A 17,531-nucleotide genomic window follows, 5' to 3' on the forward strand; every position below is an offset into this window, starting at 1 on the left:
TCCCCTCACCCGTCCCCGTCCGCCGCAGGCGTCAGGCTCCCGTGCAGCCGCAGCCGTGAAATCCCCCCGTCCGGATGGATGTCGATGCGCGCGTGGGTGCCGACCGCCGTCGCGGCCAGCACGAAGCGGTGGTTGGTGTCCGGCTGGAGGCGTGTGCGCGGCAGGATCTCGGCCCACTCCCCCGCGGAACCGTCCCGTACCGACACCGCCGCCCAGCCCGCCGCGTTGCCCTTCAGATACGCCGTGTCTATCTCCACCGCGCGGATCTCCCCGCGGCCCGCGAGCGCGTAGCGGATCCAGTCGTGGCCGGTGTCGCGGCGGCGCCGCGTCTCCCAGCCGTCGTCCATCTGCCGCGAGCGCCCCGGCCGGATGGTGTTGACGGGCGGGGAGTAGAAGCGGTCCGAGGCGTCCTCGACGCGGCCGCCGTGCTCCAGCGCGACGAGGTCGAAGGTGCCGAGCGCCGCCAGCCACGCCGGGTCCGGGACGACCTCGCCGTGGACGCGCAGCCGCGCGATACCCCCGTCGGGGTGCTGGCGCAGCCGCAGATGCGTGAACCGCCGCCCCCCGGCGACCTCGAAGCCGTTCGCGGCGTGGCCGCCGACCGCCGTGCGGGGCACCAGCTCCGTCCACCGGACACCGGCCGCGAGCAGCGCATCGGGCGACGGCGCACCGGGGACCTCCGCGCCCTCGACGCTCACGGACTGCGGGTGGTTGCCGCGGAAGTGGGCGGTGTCGACGACGATGCCGCGTACGACGCCGGGGGCGCCGAGGCGTACCAGCGCCCAGTCGTGGTCGCCGGCGGCCGGGTGCGGGGTCTCGGCGGTGGCGCCGCGGCGGCGTCTGGTCTCCCAGCCGTCCATGACCTTGCCCTTGTGCCCGAACGCCGCCGGGTCGAACTCCGCCCGCTCCGGCCGCAGCAGGTTCTCGCGCGGGGCGAAGAACTCGTCGTTCGCGGCGATCACCGCGCCGCCGAGGCGTCGGTCGGCCAGGTCGGGCAGGGCGGCGAAGGCGAAGCCGGCGGTGCGGTAGTCGGCGTAGGGGTCGCCGCCGCCGTACGGGGCGGCGGCGCCGGTGAAGCGGGTGATCTGGGCGGTCATGCCTGCTGCTGCCTTTCGTCCCGGTCGGTACGGCCGAGGAGCCGGCCGCGGGGTTCGGTGTGCACGCCGCCGTGGTGGATGCGGCGGCCGCGGAGCCAGGTGGCGCGTACGACGCCGTGGAGCCTGCGGCCCGCGTACGCGGTGACGCGGTTCCTGTGCTCCAGGCCCGCGGGGTCGACGGTGAAGGCGGCGTCGGGGTCGAGGACGGCGAAGTCCGCGTCGCGGCCCGGCTCGATGACGCCCTTGGCGGTGAGCCCGGCGAGCCGGGCGGGGCCCGCGGCCATCCAGCGGGCGACGTCGGCGAGCCCGTGGCCGCGGCGGCGCGCCTCGGTCCACACGGCGGGCAGGCCGAGTTGGAGGGAGGAGATGCCGCCCCAGGCGGTGGCGAAGTCGCCGGTCTTCAGCTCGGCGGTGGCCGGGGAGTGGTCGGAGACGACGCAGTCGATCGTGCCGTCGGCGAGGCCCGCCCACAGCAGGTCCCGGTTGCCGGCCTCCCGTATGGGCGGGCAGCACTTGAACTCGGTGGCCCCGTCCGGGATCTCCTCCGCGGTGAGGGTGAGGAAGTGCGGGCAGGTCTCGGCGGTGACCGGCAGCCCGGCGCGGCGGGCGGCGGCCAGGGCGGGCAGCGCGTCGGCGGAGGAGAGGTGCAGGACGTGGACGCGGGTGCCGTGCCGCTCGGCGAGCGCGACGACCCGGGCGACGGCCCGGTTCTCGGCGGCGCGCGGGCGGGAGGCGAGGAAGCCGGCGTAGCCGGGGCCGGGGACCTGCGGGGCGCCGTCGAGCACGTCGGGGTCCTCGGCGTGCACGACGAGCAGCGCGCCGAGGCGGGCGGCCTCGGCGGCGGCCCGCTCCAGGTCCGTACCGGCGAGGCGCGGGAACTCCTCCACGCCGGACGGGGAGAGGAAGCACTTGAAGCCGAAGACGCCGGCGGCGTACAGCGGCGCGAGGTCGGCGGCGTTGCCGGGGATCGCCCCACCCCAGAAGCCGACGTCGACGTGCGCCCGGGGGCGGGCCACGGCCTGCTTGACCGCGAGCGCCTCGGCGTCGGTGGTCGGCGGCAGGCTGTTGAGCGGCATGTCGATCAGGGTGGTGATCCCGCCCGCGGCGGCGGCCCGGGTGGCGGTGGCGAAGCCCTCCCACTCGGTGCGGCCTGGGTCGTTGACGTGCACGTGGGTGTCGACGAGGCCGGGGAGCAGCGCGTCGTCGCCGCAGTCCTCGGCGCGGGCGCCGGGCGGCGGGGCCGTGTCGTACGGCAGCACGGCGGTGATGCGGCCGCCGGCGACCGCGACGGCGGCGGGCCGCTCACCCCCGGAGGTGACGACCCGGCGTGAGCGCAGCACCAGTTCGGCGTCCGGCACCCGGTCTCCTCTCGGCGGCCCACAGCTTCAACGTTCTGTTGAATTGCACTGTCGTCGCGGGTGCCCGCCCTCGTCAAGGGCCGGTTCGCGGGCGGTTTGGCGGATTCCACATGCTGAAAGCCGGATTCCGGACCGTTAAGCTGCGGTCGCACCCGTACGAGAGGAACCGCGAACGTGCCCCGCAGCACCGATGAGCCAAGGCCGCCCGCAGGCGGCGGCGTCCAGTCCCTGGAGCGCGCCTTCGACCTGCTGGAACGGATGGCCGACGCGGGCGGCGAGGTGGGGCTGAGCGAACTGGCGGGCAGCAGCGGGCTGCCGCTGCCGACCATCCACCGCCTCATGCGCACCCTGGTCGCCACCGGCTGCGTACGCCAGCAGCCCAACCGCCGCTACGCGCTGGGCCCGCGGCTGATCCGGCTCGGCGAGAGCGCGTCCCGGCTGCTCGGCACCTGGGCGCGGCCGCATCTGGCGCGGCTGGTGGAGGAGACCGGCGAGACCGCGAACATGGCGCTGCTCGACGGCGACGAGGCCGTGTACGTCGCGCAGGTGCCGTCGCGGCACTCGATGCGGATGTTCACCGAGGTCGGGCGGCGGGTGCTGCCGCACTCGACCGGGGTCGGCAAGGCGCTGCTGGCGCACCTGCCGGACGAGGAGGTACGGGCCCTGCTGGCCCGTACCGGCATGCCGGCGGCGACCGAGAAGACGATCACCTCGCCGGACGTCTTCCTCAAGGCACTGGCCGCCGTCCGCGCGGACGGCTACGCGGTGGACGACAACGAGCAGGAGATGGGCGTGCGCTGTCTGGCCGTCGCGGTGCCGGACGCGCCCACGGCGGCGGCGGTCTCGATCTCCGGGCCCGCGGGCCGGGTGACCGAGGCGGCGACCGAGCGGATCGTGCCGGTGCTCCAGGAGGTCGCGCGGGAGCTGTCGGCGGGCCTCACGGACGCGACCGCGAGCGCGGACTGACCGCGGCGGCGGAATGGCCGATGACGCGACACACCACCGGGAACGGGCACTTCGGATGAACGCGACCGCCGGATCCCCCGGCAGCGCTCCCGCCGTCGCCGGCCTGCTGCTCGCCGCGGGCGGCGGGCGGCGGCTCGGCGGGCGGCCCAAGGCGCTGCTGCCGGCCGCTCCTGACGGGCGGCCGCTGGTGGAGCGGGCGGCCGGAGTGCTGCGGGCGGCGGGCTGCGCGCCGGTGCACGTGGTGCTGGGCGCGGCGGAGGAGGCGGTACGGGCCGGGGCGCGGCTGCCCGGCTGCGTACCGGTGTCGAACCCGGACTGGGAGTCGGGCATGGGCTCGTCGCTGCGCGCCGGTCTGGCATCGCTGGAGCCGACGGCCGCCGCGGCGGCGGTGGTGCTGCTGGTCGACCAGCCGCGCGTCGGGCCCGCGGCGGTCGCACGCGTGGTCGCCGCGTACGCCGCCGGGGGTGCCGAGTTGGCCGCGGCGACGTACGACGGAGTGCGCGGCCACCCGGTGCTGCTGGGCCGCCCGCGCTGGCCGGAAGCCACGGCGAGCGCCACCGGCGACCGGGGCGCCCGCGACGCGCTGGCCCGTGCTGCGCGCCGGGGCGAGCTGGCGCTGGTGGAGTGCGGCGACGTCGCGGCGCCCGACGACGTGGACACGCCCGCGGATCTGGCGTTGCTCGACGAGCCGCGGGCAGGCTGGCACTGAGCGCCGCTCGCCCCGTACCGCAAAGCCTCTCGACGTCAACAGACCGTTGAACTTCCGGGATAAGGAAACTATTCTCCACAGGCCAGAAGGGTTCGGAATTCGCTTCCGGCCGCCCACGCCACGTTCCGCTGCGCCCGGCACCCCGTGCCGCCAAGGAGTGACCGCCATGTCCGCAGTCGTCGCCGCCGCCGAGCCCGCGCCCCGCCAGGACGAGGTCCTCACCGGCGCCGCCCTCGCCTTCCTCGGCGAACTCCACCGCCGGTTCACCCCCCGCCGCGACGAACTCCTCGTCCGCCGCGCCGAGCGCCGCGCCGGCATCGCGCGCACCGCCGCCCTCGACTTCCTCCCCGGGACCGCGGCCGTCCGCGCCGACCGCACCTGGCGCGTCGCCCCCGCCCCGGCCGCGCTGGCGGACCGCCGGGTGGAGATCACCGGCCCCACCGACCGCAAGATGACGATCAACGCCCTCAACTCCGGCGCCAGGGTGTGGCTCGCCGACTTCGAGGACGCCTCCGCGCCCACGTGGGAGAACGTCATCGGCGGCCAGGCCAACCTCACCGACGCCTACGAGCGCCGCATCGACTTCACCGACCCCGCCTCCGGCAAGTCCTACGCCCTCAGGCCCGCCGCGGAGCTGGCGACCGTCGTCACCCGGCCCCGCGGCTGGCACCTGGACGAGCGCCACCTGACCGTCGACGGCCGCCCCGTGCCCGGCGCGCTGGTCGACTTCGGGCTCTACTTCTTCCACAACGCCCGGCGGCTGCTCGACCTCGGCAAGGGCCCGTACTTCTACCTGCCGAAGACCGAGTCGCACCTCGAAGCGCGCCTGTGGAACGAGGTGTTCGTCTTCGCCCAGGACTACTGCGGCATCCCGCAGGGCACCGTGCGGGCCACCGTCCTGATCGAGACCATCACCGCGGCGTACGAGATGGAGGAGATCCTCTACGAGCTGCGCGACCACGCCTCCGGCCTCAACGCCGGCCGCTGGGACTACCTCTTCTCGATCGTGAAGAACTTCCGCGACGGCGGCGCGAAGTTCGTGCTCCCCGACCGCAACGCGGTCACGATGACGGCCCCGTTCATGCGCGCGTACACCGAACTCCTCGTCCGCACCTGCCACAAGCGCGGCGCCCACGCCATCGGCGGCATGGCCGCCTTCATCCCCTCCCGGCGGGACCCCGAGGTCAACAAGGTGGCGTTCGAGAAGGTCAAGGCGGACAAGGACCGCGAGGCGCACGACGGCTTCGACGGCTCCTGGGTCGCGCACCCGGACCTGGTGCCCATCGCCATGGAGTCGTTCGACGCGGTGCTCGGGGAGCGGCCGCACCAGAAGGACCGGCTGCGCGAGGACGTCTCCGTGGCCGCCGCCGACCTGATCGCCGTCGACTCCCTGGACGCGCGGCCGACGTACCCGGGTCTTGTCAACGCCGTGCAGGTGGGCATCCGTTACATCGAGGCGTGGCTGCGGGGCATGGGCGCCGTGGCCATCTTCAACCTCATGGAGGACGCCGCCACCGCGGAGATCTCGCGGTCGCAGATCTGGCAGTGGATCAACGCGGGCGTCGTCTTCGACGACGGCCGGGCGGTGACGGAGGAGATGGTGCGGCGGATCGCGGCGGACGAACTCGCGGGCATCCGCGCGGAGCTGGGGGCGGAGGCGTTCGCGGCGGGGCGGTGGCAGCAGGCGCACGACCTGCTGCTGCAGGTGTCGCTGGACGCGGACTACGCGGACTTCCTGACGCTGCCGGCGTACGAACTGCTGGACTGACGCGGGCCGGGCGACGGCCGGGTCCCCTCTGGCGGAGCGGGGGCGGTACGTGGTCGCATGCTGCCATGACCGACGAGACACACGACTCCCCCGACTCCCCCGGCCCCGGCGGTGCCTCCGCCGCCGCCCGCGCCGCCGTCGCCGGCCGCTTCCGCGGCCTGCTCGACGACCTCGACCGGACCTCGGGGACGGCGGTCGCGGACGCCGCCACGCTGATCCTGGACGCCGTCGCCGCGGGCGGCCTGGTGTACGCGGCCGGGGCCGGGCACTCGCTGGCGATGGTCTGCGAGACGTTCTACCGGGCGGGCGGGCTGGCCTGCGTACGGCCCGTGTGGGACCCGGAGATCCTGCCGCTGAACGGCGCGACGGCGAGCACCGCCGCGGAGCGGCGGCCGGGTTCGGGGCGGGCGACGGTGGAGCGGGTGCAGCCGGGTCCGCAGGACGTGGTGGTGGTCTTCTCCACCAGCGGCCGGAACCCGTATCCGGTGGAGATCGCGCAGGAGTGCATGGCGCGGGGAGTGCCGGTGGTGGCGGTGACGTCGATGCCGGCGTCGGCGAGCGCGACGGCGCGGTCGAGCACGCGACTGGCGGACCACGCGACGGTGGTGCTGGACACGCGGGTGCCGCCGGGCGACGTGGTGCACCCGCAGGAGTCGCCGCGCACGGCGGCGGTGTCGACGGTGCTGGGGGCGTACACGTGGGCGCTGCTGCTGGCGGAGCTGGACGAGCGGGCGGCGGAGCGGGGGGTGGAGCTGCCGCGGTGGGTGAGCGCGAACGTCCCGGGCGGCGACGAGGCGAACCGCCGCAACCTCACCCACTACGGAGACCGCATCCCGGAGCTGTAGCGGTGGGCGGGGGCGGGCCCCCGCCGCCGGTCCCGGCCGGGGCCGTCCCCCCGGCCGGGAGTCCGTGGTTCCCCTCAGACGCCCCTCGCCAGCCGGGCCAGCCTCCTCGCCTCTTTCCCCGTCGTCCCCGCCACCGCCTCCTCGTCGACCGTCACCAGGCGGCCCCCCTCCACCACCGGCTTTCCGTCGACCAGCGACAGCGTCACCGGCGCGGGCGCGCCCAGGACCAGGGCCGCCACCGGGTCCGCGATCGACGCGTGGGCCAGGCCGTCGAGTTTCCACAGCACCAGGTCCGCCAGCTTGCCGGGCTCCAGCGAGCCGATCGCGTCTGCTCGGCCCAGGACTTCGGCGCCGCCGTACGTGGCCAGGCGCAGAGCCTGGCGGGCCGTCAGGGCCTTCTCCCGGTGTGCGCCCAGCCTGTTGATCAGCAGCGCGTTGCGCAGCTCCGTGTGGAGTTCGCCGGACTCGTTCGACGCGCTGCCGTCCACCCCCAGGCCCACCGGGATGCCCGCCGCCAGCATGTCCGGGACCCGGGCGATGCCCGCCGCCAGGCGGGCGTTGGACGAGGGGCAGTGGGCGACGCCCGTGCGCGTACGGGCGAAGGCGGCGATGTCGGCGTCGGTCATGTGGACGCAGTGGGCCATCCACACGTCGTCGCCCAGCCACCCCGTGGACTCGAAGTAGGCCGTCGGGCCCATCCCGAACCGCTCGTGGCAGAACTTCTCCTCCTCCACCGTCTCGCTGCCGTGCGTGTGCAGCCGTACCCCCTTGCGGCGGCCCAGTTCCGCGCCCTCGCGCAGCAGTTCCGTGGAGATGGAGAACGGCGAGCACGGCGCCGCCGCGACCTGCACCATCGCGTCGTACGACGCGTCGTGGTACGCGTCGATGACCGCCTCCGTGCCCGCCAGCGCGCCGTCCAGGGTCTCGACCGCGAAGTCCGGCGGCAGGCCGCCGGACGACTCGCCGAGGTCCATCGAGCCGCGGGCGAAGGTGAAGCGCAGGCCCGTCTCGCCCGCGGCGCGGATGATCGCGCCGGAGAGGTCGCCCGCGCCGCGCGGGTAGACGTAGTGGTGGTCCATCGCCGTGGTCACGCCGCCGCGCGCGAGCACCGCCAGCGACCCCTGCGCCGCCGCGTGGCACATCGGCTCGTCGATGCGCGCCCAGGTGGGGTAGAGGGCGACGAGCCAGTCGAAGAGGTTGGCGTCCTGGGCGAGTCCGCGGGTGAGCCACTGGTAGAAGTGGTGGTGGGTGTTGACGAGTCCGGGCGTGGCCAGGTGCCCGGCGGCGTCGATCCGGCGCGTGACGCCGGCGAGCCCGGCCGGCGCCGGGCCCGCGCCCACCGACTCGATCCGGTTGTCCGCGACGACGACGTACCCGGAGGCGTACTCCGTGCCCGCCGCGTCCACGGTGGCGATCGCGCAGTTCTCGACGACGGTGCGGCGTGCTGCCATGGGTTCCTCGGCTTCCTTCACCGGCGGCGGGTGGCCGGCGGTCAGAGGTTGGTCATGTCGTCGGGGATCCGGGCGTCCGCGCCGGCGCGCAGGACGGTCGCCTCGATCAGACCGTACGGGCGGTCGGCGGCGAAGTAGACGGCGCCGTCCCCGGCGTCGTTCTTCAGCCCGAAGGGCTCCAGGTCGACCCGGAAGTGGTGCTTGTTGGGCAGGGAGAAGCGGATCTCCTCGATCTCCGGGCGGTGTTCGACGACCCGCGCGCCCATGGCGTACAGGCTCTGCTGGAGCGAGAGCGAGTAGGTGCCGGCGAAGGCGGCCAGGAGGTGCCTCGCGGTCTGCTCGTACGACTCGTCCCACACCGGCGGCTCGGTGCCGGCGGCATCGGCGGCGCCGGTCCAGCCGTGCCGCCACCAGGCGGAGACCTCGGTGGCGAGGATGCGGTCGTAGTCCTCCTGGAGCGTCGTGTACGCGTCCTTGGCGTAGCCCCAGAACTCCGAGGCCGTGGTGTTCATGACCACCAGGTCCTTGAGCCCGCCGAGGACTTCGAAGCGCTCGCCGTCGTAGGTCACCTGGGCGACGCGGGTCTCCCGGCCGCCGCGTACGAAGGAGTGCCGGCTGGGGGCGTCGATCCGCTCCCAGGCGTACTCCTCGACGCGGATGCGGGCGCGGTGGATCGCCTCCTGGGTGCCGGTGAAGTGCCGGGCGAGGTGGATCGCGAACGCCTCGGGGGACTCGATGCCGTGGCGCTTGGCGAAGGCGTAGACGGTGTTCTTGGTGGTGTCGGTGGGGAGCACGTGGGTGTTGGTGCCGGAGTAGTGGACCTCGTCCATGTCGCCGGCCAGCGCGACCGAGACGTTGAGGTCGCGGACATGGTGGGTGTCGCCGTCGCGGGTGACCTTGACGACGCGGGTCTCGGCCTTGCCGTACTGGTTGCGGCCGAGCACCGCGGCGCGCGCGGGCTGGGGGCGGTCTGCCATCTGCTAGCTCCCTCGGTATACGGAGTAGCCGAACGGGGTGAGCAGCAGCGGCACGTGGTAGTGCTCGCCGGGGGCAACGGCGAAGACCACCGCCACCTCCGGGAAGAAGGCGCCGCTGTCCCGGTGCGCGGGGGCGTCCTGCCGGTCCTCGGCTGCTGGTTCGCTGAGGTACGGGCCGGTGGCGAAGACCAGCCGTACGCGGGTGGTGCCCGCCGGCAGCGCCGGGAGGTCCCGGACGCGGCCGTCGGCGTCGGTGGCGGAGGCGGCGTGGGCGGTCCAGCCGCCGGCGTCCCCGTCGCCCGTACCGCCGGTTGTGACGGAGAGTTCGACGGCGACCCCGGCCGCGGGGCGGCCGACGCTGGTGTCCAGGATGTGCGTGGAGACGGACGTGGCGCCGACACTCATGGTCAGGCTCCTTCTGCTTCGACGAGGCGGGTCAGCCGGATACGGTTGATCTTGCCCAGCTCGCCGCGCGCGATCTCCCGCTCCCGCTCCGGCGCGTTGCCGAGGCGCGCGCGCAGCGCGTCGCGCATCCGCACGGCGCCGAGGCCGGTCGCGCAGATCAGGAAGACGTGCCCGAACCGCTCCTGGTACGCGAGGTTCAGCTCCCGCAGCTCCGCCCGCAGCTCCTCCGGCGCCCCCGCCACGCCCCGCTGCTCGCGCGCCGACACCGGGTCGCCCGGCGCCGGCCTGCCGATGGGCGGATGCCCGGCCATCGCCTCGGCCAGCCCGGCGTCGTCGAGTGCGGCGAGCGCCGCCTCGGCGGCGGCGTACAGGTGCGCGGGGTCCCGGTAGGGGCGGCCCGCGGCCACGGCCGCCATCCAGGGGCCCGCGGCGCACACCTCGTGCAGCAGCGCGGCAACGGCCTGCTCACCGGCGGAGTTGAGCCGGGCGAGGCCCGGCGGAACGCGCGAAGTCACAGCCGCAAGCTATGAGCCCCGGCGCCTTGCGTCAACAGTTTGTTGAATTTTCCGGGTCAGCCGTCCCCCGGCGGCGGGCCCTGCGCGGCTTCCCTGTTCAGGTAGTTGTAGATGGTGAACCTGCTGACGCCCAGCGCGCCGGCCACCGTCTCCACCCCGTGCCGTACGGAGAACGCGCCGCGGGTCTCCAGCACCCGTACGACCTGCTGCTTCGCCTTGCGGTCGAGCCGTGCGAGCGGCACTCCGTGGCGGCGCTCCAGCTCCGCGAGCATGTGGTCGAGCGAGTCCGCCAGATGGGGCAGCCGCACCGCCACCGTCGGCCGGCCCTCCCAGGACAGCACGACGTCGTCGCCCTCCGCCGCCTCCGGCGGGACCATCTCCCCGCCCATCGCGTCGACCAGCGGCTTGACCGCGGCGACGAACGGGTGGTCCGCGGGCACCGTCATGCGCCGGCCTTCCCCGGCTCCTCCAGCGTGCCCCCGACGACGCTCACCTGCAGCGAGATCCGGGTGGCGCCGGACGCCAGCGACCTGCGCAGCAGTTCGTCCACCGCGTCGAGCACGACCTCCGCGCCACCCTCCGCGCTGTTGCCGAACGGGCCGACGTCGACGGCGTCGAGATCCGCCGACTCCACCAGATCCCGGGCCGCCACCGCGTGCGGCGGCGGCTCCTCCAGGTCGAACGGCTCGGTCGTGAACTCCACCCTGAGTCGCATCCGAGCAGCATACGTGCCCGGTCACGGCTCCGGCGGCGGCCGGGCGGCGGCGGGGCGCCGCTCCCAGGTGCCCGGGACAGCGGGTTGCCTAGCGTAGCCGCGTGATTCCGGGAGGTAACCCATGACAAGGAACCTGCGGGTGGCTGTCGCAGGCGCCGGGCTCGGCGGGCTCGCCGCCGCGGCGGCGCTCGTCCGGCAGGGCCTGGAGGTCGCCGTCTACGAACAGCGGCCCCGGCTGCCGGAGGACGAGACGGCACTGCACCTCGCGCCCAACGGCACCCGCGTCCTCCAGCGCTGGGGCCTGGGCACGCAGTTGCTCGCGCTCGCCGTACAGCCGGTCGCGCTGGAGTTCCGCGAGTGGAGCGACGGCTCGCTGACCTGGCGGCAGCCGCTCGGCGGCATGGGCCCGGGCGCCTTCGCGGCTCCGTACTGCACCCTGCTCACCGACGAGTTGTACGACCTGCTCCTCGCCCGGCTGCCGCAGGAGCGCATCCGGCTGGGCCGCCGGCTGTCCGGCTTCAGGGAAACGGCGGACGGCGTGGAGCTGGAGTTCGCGGACGGGGGCAGCGCGACGGCCGACGTGCTGGTGGGCGCCGACGGCGTGCGCTCGCTGGTGCGCTCCCGGCTGATCGGCACGCCCCGGCGCGTCTACCACGGCACCACCGCCTACAGCGGTGCGCTCCAGGCCGGCGAGGTGCCGGGGCTTGCCCGCGACCGGATCACGGTGTGGCTCGGCCCGGAGGCCCGCATGGTGGCCGCGCCGGTGTCGGAGGGCGAGCAGATCGGCTTCGTCGCCGTGGTGCCGTTCCGGAGCCGGACCGCAGGACAGCACCCGGTACGCGGCCAACCCGCCGCGCTGGCGGCGGACTTCGGCGGCTGGGCGCCGGACGTCAAGGCGATCACGGCCGCGGCGGGCGGCATCCGGTCGTGGACGCCGTACGACCACGCCCCGCTCAGGCGGTGGGGCAGCGGCCGCGTCACGCTCCTCGGCGACGCCGCGCACCCGATGCTGCCGTACCACGGGCAGGGTGTCAGCCAGTGCCTGGAGGACGCCGTGGCCCTCGCCCACCACCTGGCCACGGCCCCCACGCCGGCGCAGGCGCTGCGCCGGTACGAGGCGCTGCGGCTGCCGCACACCGCCCGGGTGCAGCTCGGCTCGCGCGCCAACGCCTTCCGCCCCGCCGCCGTACCGGACGTCGCCTGGGCGCAGGTCTACGACATCGAGGAACACCTGCCGGACTGACGGCGGACGAGAACTCCGGCGCCCCGTCTTGGGGGCGGGGCGCCGGGAAGGACGGCCCGGCGGTCGGCACCGGGCCGCACGGCCGCGAGCGGCCGGCAGGCGGCGGGCACGGCAAGCGGTGCGACTGGGCCTCGCACCGGCTCCCCCGCCCGCCCCCGGCCATGTCGCGCGGGCCCGCACGCCGGTCCGAGACGGCGCGCGGCCCCGCGGAACTCGCGGGCCGTCAGGGTCCCTTCCCCCGTTTCGCGTGGCGGGGGAAGGGGCCCGCCGCCGACCGGAGTTGCACCCCCCGTGACGAAGCGGTGACGCACCGCCGGGTATCGTCACGCCCGCAGGGGGCCGGGGACGGGGCGTGTACACATGTCGATCCGAGTCGTGGTCGCCGACGACCAGGCGCTGCTGCGCGGGAGCTTCCGGGTGCTGGTCGAGACGGCGCCCGGGCTCAGCGTGGTGGGCGAGGCGGCGACCGGGGCGGAGGCGGTGGGACTGGCGGCGGCGGAGCTGCCGGACGTGGTGCTGATGGACGTACGGATGCCGGGGGTCGACGGCATCGAGGCGACGCGGCAGATCTGCGGCTCGTCCGCGACGGCCGGGGTGCGGGTGCTGATCCTGACGATGTTCGACCTCGACGAGTACGTGTACGGGGCGCTGCGCGCGGGCGCGAGCGGCTTCCTGCTCAAGGACACCCCGCCGGCGGAACTGCTGCGCGCGATCCGGGTCGTGGCCCGGGGGCAGGCGCTGCTGGCGCCGTCGGTGACGCAGCGCCTGATCCGCCACTTCAGCCGGCTGCCGGAGCCGCTGCCGGACCTACCGCGGGATCTGACGCGGGTGACGGTGCGGGAGCAGGAGGTGCTGGTGCTGGTGGCGCGCGGGCTGGCGAACGGGGAGATCGCGGACCGGCTGGGGCTGAGCCTGCCGACGGTGAAGTCCCACGTGAGCCACCTCCTGACGAAGCTGGACGCCCGCGACCGCATCCAACTGGTCATCACCGCCTACGAAACCGGCCTGGTAACCCCCTCCCGCCGGTAACCGATTACTCCCCCAACCCCGCCTCCCGCGCCCGCAACGTCACCGCGATCCGGTCCTGGACTCCCACGAAACCCCTCCCACCCGCCGCCGACCGCAGGTCACTCCGCAGGGTCACTCCCCCAACCCCGCCTCCCGCGCCCGCAGCATCGCCGCTATCCGGTCCTGGACGCCCAGCTTCGTGAAGATGTTCGAGATGTGGTTGCGCACCGTCTTCTCCGACAGCACCAGCTCCCGCGCGATCCGCCGGTTGTTGTAGCTGCGCGCGATCAGGTCCAGCACCTCCCGCTCCCGCTGCGTCAACTGCGGGAACGCCCGCCCCGCCGGCACCGTGTGCAGCGCCGAGAAGTACCGGCTCAGCCGCTCCGCCACCGCCGGGCTGAAGACCGCGCCGCCCGCCGCCACACACCGCACCGCCCCCAGCAGCTCCGCCCGCGACGCCGCCTTGTCGAGGTACCCGTACGCGCCCGCACGCAGCGCCGCCACCACCGCGTCGTCCTCCACCGACGCCGACATCACCAGCACCCGCGGCGAAGGACCTCCGCGGCGCGGGGAGTTGAGCTGCCGCGTCGCCTCCACCCCAGAACAGCCCGGCAGATGGAGGTCCATCAGCACCACGTCCACCCGCGCGTCCGGCTCCGCCAGCGCCGTCAGCGCGTCCTCGCCCGCCCCCGACTCGCCCGCGATCTCCAGGTCCGGCACGTTCTCCAGCGCCACCCGCACCCCGTCCCTGAACACCGGGTGGTCGTCCACGACGTACACCCGCACCGCGGTCATACCGTCCCTCCCGGCAGCAGCGCGCGCACCAGCGTCCCGTGCGGCAGGTCCGTCCGCGGCAGTATCCGCAGCGTGCCGCCCACCTCCTCCGCGCGCCGCGCCATCGACGCGATGCCCAGGCCCAGCGGGCGCCGCGGCGGGCGGCCCTGGCCGTCGTCCGCGATGTCCAGGCGCAGCGCCGTGGCCGACGTCCAGACCCCGAGCTGGACGGTACGGGCCGCGGCGTGCCGCAGCGCGTTGGTCAGCCCCTCGGCGGCGATCCGGTACGCGGCCACCTCCACCGCCGGGTGCAGCGCGCGCAGCCGCCGCGGCACCCGGGCCCGTACCTCCGTGCCGCTGCCGTCGTGGCGGGCGGCGAGCCGGACGAGCGCGCCGGCGAGCCCCGCCTCGGCCAGGTCGGGGGGCCGCAGGTCGTCGATGACCGAGCGGATCTCGGCGTTGATGCCGGCGGCGGTGCGGGCGGCGTCGGCGACGAGGCGGCGGCCCCGGGGCTCGTGCACGAGCAGGTCGGCCGCGGTCTCCAGGCGCAGCCGGATGCTGGCGAGGTTGCCGCCGAGGCCGTCGTGCAGGTCGCGGCGGAGCCGGTGCCGCTCGGCCTCGCGGGCGGCGACGACCTGGTCGCCGCGGCGGCGCAGCTCCTCGCGCAGCACCAGCGCGGCGACCATCGGGGCCAGTTGGTCCACGTACGTATCGAGGCCGCAGCCGCGCGGCGGCGCGTAGAAGCTGAACACCCCGTAGACCTCGCCCTGGTGGACCAGCGGCCGGCGCACCGCGGGGGCCGCGGGCTCGCCGGCCCGGGCCCGGCAGCCGGCCGCTGCGCCGCGGCGCAGCGTGCGCAGGGCGGCGCCTGCGACGCCGAGGTGGGCGACCGCCAGCTCGCAGGCCAGCGTGACCGCCTCCGCCGGCCGCACGTCGTCGCGTATCCGTGCGGCGAGTAACCGCAACGCGGCCTGGACGCCCCGCTCGGGGCGCTCCTTCACCACGGCATGGGTCTCCACCGTGTCACCATCGCTTCCCCCCCGCTGCCTGTGCGTGTCACCGTGCCCCGGGCTCAGGGTCCCGGCACGCCCGACCGGACTCCGCTTCCCGGCGCCGGCTCGTACGGCAGCCGGGCCACCACCCGGTAGCCGCCGGCGGCCGCCGGACCCGCGTCGAGCACGCCGCCGTACATGGCGGCGCGCTCGCGCATGCCGACGAGCCCGTGGCCGCCGTCGGGCCACGCCTCCCGGTCGTGTGCGGCGCGGCCGTCGTCGGTCACCTCGATCCGTACGTCCTTGCCGTCGGCCTCGACGTCGACGCGGCAGGTCGCCACCCCGGCGTGCTTGACCACGTTGGTCAGCGACTCCTGCGCGATGCGGTAGACCGACAGGCCCACGCCCGCGGGCACGTCGTCGAGTCCGCTGGTCGTCAGCTCCACCGCGACGCCCGCGGCGCGCACCCGGTCGGCGAGCGCGCCGAGTCCCGCGACGCCCGGCGTCGGGTCCAGGTTGCGCGGGTCGAGGTCGGGCGGGCCAGAGCAGGGGCCGGTGGGGGCACCGGTGTCGACGCGCAGCACCCGCAGCATGCTGCGGAGTTCGGCCAGCGCCTCGCGGCTGATGGACTCGATGGCCCGCAGCGACTCGACGACCTCGGCGGGCCGTTCGGCGGCCACGTGGTTGGCCACCGACGCCTTGACGGCGATGAGCCCGATGCTGTGCGTCACGACGTCGTGCAGCTCGCGGGCCACGCGCAGCCGTTCGCCGGCGACGGCGCGCAGCGCCAGCTCCTCCGCGGCCCGGGCCGCGGCCAGCCGCCGGTCCCGTACCACCCGCCCGGCGACCCAGGCGGTGGCAGGGAGCAGCACGGCGAAGCCGAGCGTCTGGGGGTGCACGGGTACGTCGCCGAACAGCCCGGCGGCGGCCAGGCAGAGCGGCCCGCCGGCGAGCACGGCGGCCACGACGCGGGCGTCCACGTCGCGGCGCGGCTGGGTGAGCGCCACCGGGTAGAGCGTGTACGCGACGGCGGCGAACCCCGCGGCGCCCCAGCCCAGCGGCCACGCCGCCACCGCGGTGGCGAGGCTCGCGCAGCAGGCGGGCAGCGGGTATAAGCGGCGCAGCGCGGGCGCGACGGCGGTGGCCGCGGCGACGGCGGCGACGAGCCAGCCGGGCGGGTGCGAGCGTACGGGCAGCGGCGCGAGCGCGGTGAGCACCGCCAGGCCCGCGAAGCCGGCGGCGGCGAGCAGGTCCAGCGGCACCACCCGGCCGCGCCGCCGCGGTCGGTGGTGCCGGGCTGTGCCTCCGTCGCTTCCGTCGCTCTGCACGGGAGGACCATAGAGGGCACGGGGTGCCATGCGCCTCCTTCCCGAGTAGGTCATCCTCACGCACGATAGGCGAAGCAGCACGGTCGGTGACATCCCGGGGCACCGGAAACTCCCGGTTCGTCAGGTGCGGGAGTGCGGGGCTGCCGGCGGCAGTTCCACGGTGACGCGGAGCCCGCCGGCGGGGCGCGGGGTGAGGGTGAGCGTTCCGTCGTGCGCGTGGGTGAGGGTTTCGACGATGGCCAGGCCGAGGCCGACGCCGGCGCGGTCGCTGTGGACGCGCTCGGTGCCGCGCTGGAACGGCTCGGTGAGCGTCGGGACCAGCTCGGGGGGGACGTGCTCGCCGGTGTTCTCGACGGTGAGCACCGCACCGGTGTGGTGGACGCGGGTACGCACCCGGACGACTCCCCGTTCCGGCACGTTGTGGACGATCGCGTTGTGCACGAGGTTCGTGGTCAACTGCAGCAGGAGCGCCGGCGACCCGAGCGCCGGTGTGATGTCGCCGGAGGTCTCGATGGTGACACCGCGCTTCTCGGCGAGCGGGAGCAGCACCTCGGTGGCCTCTTCCGCGAGCAGGGACAGGTCGACGCGCTCCCGGGTGAAGGACCGCTGTTCGGCACGGCTGAGCAGGAGCAGCGCCTCGGTGAGGTCGATCGCGCGGGCGTTGACGGTGCGCAGCCGGTCGACGAGCTTGCCGGGCTCGTGCGTCGGATCGTTGTGGGCCACGTCGAGGAGCGACTTCGAGATCGCGAGCGGCGTACGCAGCTCGTGTGAGGCGTTGGCCGCGAATCTCCGCTGCTCGGCGACGTGGGCTTCGAGCCGGGCGAGCATCGTGTCGAAGGCGTCGGCGAGTTCGCGGAACTCGTCCCTGCGGCCCGGCAGCCGGATCCGGTGGGAGAGCGAGCCGTTCGTGGCCATGCGGGTGGCGTCGGTGATGCGCGTCAGCGGGGCGAGCATGCGGCCGGCGAGGATCCATCCGCCCAGGAGGCCGAACCCCAGGAGGAACAGCATGACCGCGGCGGCGGTGGGGGCGAACCCGCGTACGAAGGTGGTGCCGGGGGTCGCCCTCCATGCCCCCTCCGGGTTGGTCTGCAGCCACCCCTCCCGCACGAGGAACAGTCCTATGGCGGCGAGCAGCAGGGCACCCGCGAGCATGAGGAATCCGGCGTAGCTGAGGGTGAGCTTGACGCGAACGCTCAGCCCCGACCGCCTATTCACGGCCGCGCCTCTCCCGTCCGGTGCCGGGCGCCGCACCGGCGGCCGGACCGGGCCGGCCCTCGCCTGTCACAACGTGCATGGCACTCATGCTAGGAGTCGGGGCATATCGTCCAGATATCGAAAACCGCCCGCATCCGGACGAGGGCCGGTGACCCTACCTGCCGG

General features: G+C 75.0%; 18 protein-coding genes. 6 read left to right on the forward strand and 12 right to left on the reverse strand.

The window, feature by feature from the left end; all coding sequences use genetic code 11:
• Positions 1-5: 5 nt before the first annotated feature.
• Positions 6-1,097 carry an allantoicase gene (alc, locus tag CXR04_RS05310; RefSeq protein WP_101420726.1) on the reverse strand — a complete coding sequence of 364 codons (1,092 nt, stop codon included), beginning with the start codon at positions 1,095-1,097 and terminating at the stop codon, positions 6-8.
• On the reverse strand, positions 1,094-2,455 hold the full coding sequence (gene allB / locus CXR04_RS05315) for an allantoinase AllB (RefSeq protein ID WP_101420727.1): 1,362 nt from the start codon (positions 2,453-2,455) through the stop codon (positions 1,094-1,096). Before allB ends, alc begins: the two co-directional genes overlap by 4 nt.
• 174 nt (positions 2,456-2,629) lie before the next feature.
• Between allB and CXR04_RS05320 the strand changes: the two genes are divergently transcribed.
• From CXR04_RS05320 to CXR04_RS05335, 4 genes are all read left to right on the forward strand, one after another.
• The gene (locus tag CXR04_RS05320) at positions 2,630-3,421 is read left to right on the forward strand and encodes an IclR family transcriptional regulator (protein WP_101420728.1); all 792 of its coding nucleotides are present in this window, start codon (positions 2,630-2,632) and stop codon (positions 3,419-3,421) included.
• 55 nt (positions 3,422-3,476) lie between these two features.
• Positions 3,477-4,130 carry a nucleotidyltransferase family protein gene (locus CXR04_RS05325; protein WP_101420729.1) on the forward strand — a complete coding sequence of 218 codons (654 nt, stop codon included), beginning with the start codon at positions 3,477-3,479 and terminating at the stop codon, positions 4,128-4,130.
• A 166-nt stretch (positions 4,131-4,296) separates the two neighbouring features.
• The gene (gene aceB / locus CXR04_RS05330) at positions 4,297-5,898 is read left to right on the forward strand and encodes a malate synthase A (protein WP_101420730.1); all 1,602 of its coding nucleotides are present in this window, start codon (positions 4,297-4,299) and stop codon (positions 5,896-5,898) included.
• Positions 5,899-5,963: 65 nt separating this feature from the next.
• Positions 5,964-6,743 (forward strand): SIS domain-containing protein, encoded by a 780-nt coding sequence (locus tag CXR04_RS05335; RefSeq protein ID WP_101420731.1) that lies wholly within the window; start codon positions 5,964-5,966, stop codon positions 6,741-6,743.
• 74 nt (positions 6,744-6,817) lie between these two features.
• On the opposite strand, the gene CXR04_RS05340 is transcribed toward CXR04_RS05335, so the two are convergent.
• From CXR04_RS05340 to CXR04_RS05365, 6 genes are read right to left on the reverse strand one after another with little or no spacing between them, the layout of a single operon-like run.
• Entirely contained in the window at positions 6,818-8,194 is a 1,377-nt protein-coding gene (locus tag CXR04_RS05340; protein WP_101420732.1) for an 8-oxoguanine deaminase, read from the reverse strand.
• Positions 8,195-8,235: 41 nt separating this feature from the next.
• The gene (pucL, locus tag CXR04_RS05345) at positions 8,236-9,171 is read right to left on the reverse strand and encodes a factor-independent urate hydroxylase (RefSeq protein ID WP_101420733.1); all 936 of its coding nucleotides are present in this window, start codon (positions 9,169-9,171) and stop codon (positions 8,236-8,238) included.
• A 3-nt stretch (positions 9,172-9,174) separates the two neighbouring features.
• Positions 9,175-9,576, reverse strand: coding sequence for a hydroxyisourate hydrolase (gene uraH / locus CXR04_RS05350; protein WP_101420734.1), 402 nt, complete (start codon positions 9,574-9,576; stop codon positions 9,175-9,177).
• 2 nt (positions 9,577-9,578) lie between these two features.
• Positions 9,579-10,091, reverse strand: a complete 513-nt coding sequence (gene uraD / locus CXR04_RS05355; protein ID WP_101420735.1) for a 2-oxo-4-hydroxy-4-carboxy-5-ureidoimidazoline decarboxylase — start codon at positions 10,089-10,091, stop codon at positions 9,579-9,581.
• Between the two features lie 56 nt (positions 10,092-10,147).
• Positions 10,148-10,537 (reverse strand): helix-turn-helix domain-containing protein, encoded by a 390-nt coding sequence (locus CXR04_RS05360; RefSeq protein ID WP_101420736.1) that lies wholly within the window; start codon positions 10,535-10,537, stop codon positions 10,148-10,150.
• Positions 10,534-10,806 (reverse strand): hypothetical protein, encoded by a 273-nt coding sequence (locus CXR04_RS05365; RefSeq protein WP_199850394.1) that lies wholly within the window; start codon positions 10,804-10,806, stop codon positions 10,534-10,536. The genes CXR04_RS05360 and CXR04_RS05365 overlap by 4 nt, the downstream gene beginning before the upstream one ends.
• A gap of 139 nt (positions 10,807-10,945) precedes the next feature.
• Here CXR04_RS05365 and CXR04_RS05370 point away from each other — a divergent pair, with 139 nt between their 5' ends.
• Positions 10,946-12,049, forward strand: coding sequence for an FAD-dependent monooxygenase (locus tag CXR04_RS05370; RefSeq protein ID WP_234380069.1), 1,104 nt, complete (start codon positions 10,946-10,948; stop codon positions 12,047-12,049).
• Positions 12,050-12,409: 360 nt separating this feature from the next.
• Entirely contained in the window at positions 12,410-13,078 is a 669-nt protein-coding gene (locus CXR04_RS05375; RefSeq protein ID WP_101420739.1) for a response regulator, read from the forward strand.
• A gap of 111 nt (positions 13,079-13,189) precedes the next feature.
• Here CXR04_RS05375 and CXR04_RS05380 read toward each other — a convergent pair whose 3' ends face one another.
• The 4 genes from CXR04_RS05380 to CXR04_RS05400 form a co-directional block, all read right to left on the reverse strand.
• The gene (locus CXR04_RS05380) at positions 13,190-13,852 is read right to left on the reverse strand and encodes a response regulator (RefSeq protein WP_101420740.1); all 663 of its coding nucleotides are present in this window, start codon (positions 13,850-13,852) and stop codon (positions 13,190-13,192) included.
• Positions 13,849-14,850 (reverse strand): sensor histidine kinase, encoded by a 1,002-nt coding sequence (locus CXR04_RS05385; RefSeq protein WP_234380070.1) that lies wholly within the window; start codon positions 14,848-14,850, stop codon positions 13,849-13,851. Before CXR04_RS05385 ends, CXR04_RS05380 begins: the two co-directional genes overlap by 4 nt.
• Positions 14,851-14,903: 53 nt before the next feature.
• On the reverse strand, positions 14,904-16,151 hold the full coding sequence (locus CXR04_RS05390; protein WP_234380071.1) for a sensor histidine kinase: 1,248 nt from the start codon (positions 16,149-16,151) through the stop codon (positions 14,904-14,906).
• Between the two features lie 120 nt (positions 16,152-16,271).
• Entirely contained in the window at positions 16,272-17,366 is a 1,095-nt protein-coding gene (locus tag CXR04_RS05400) for a sensor histidine kinase (protein ID WP_101420741.1), read from the reverse strand.
• Between the last annotated feature and the right edge of the window lie 165 nt (positions 17,367-17,531).

The organism is Streptomyces sp. CMB-StM0423 (genome assembly GCF_002847285.1).
GTDB lineage: Bacteria > Actinomycetota > Actinomycetes > Streptomycetales > Streptomycetaceae > Streptomyces.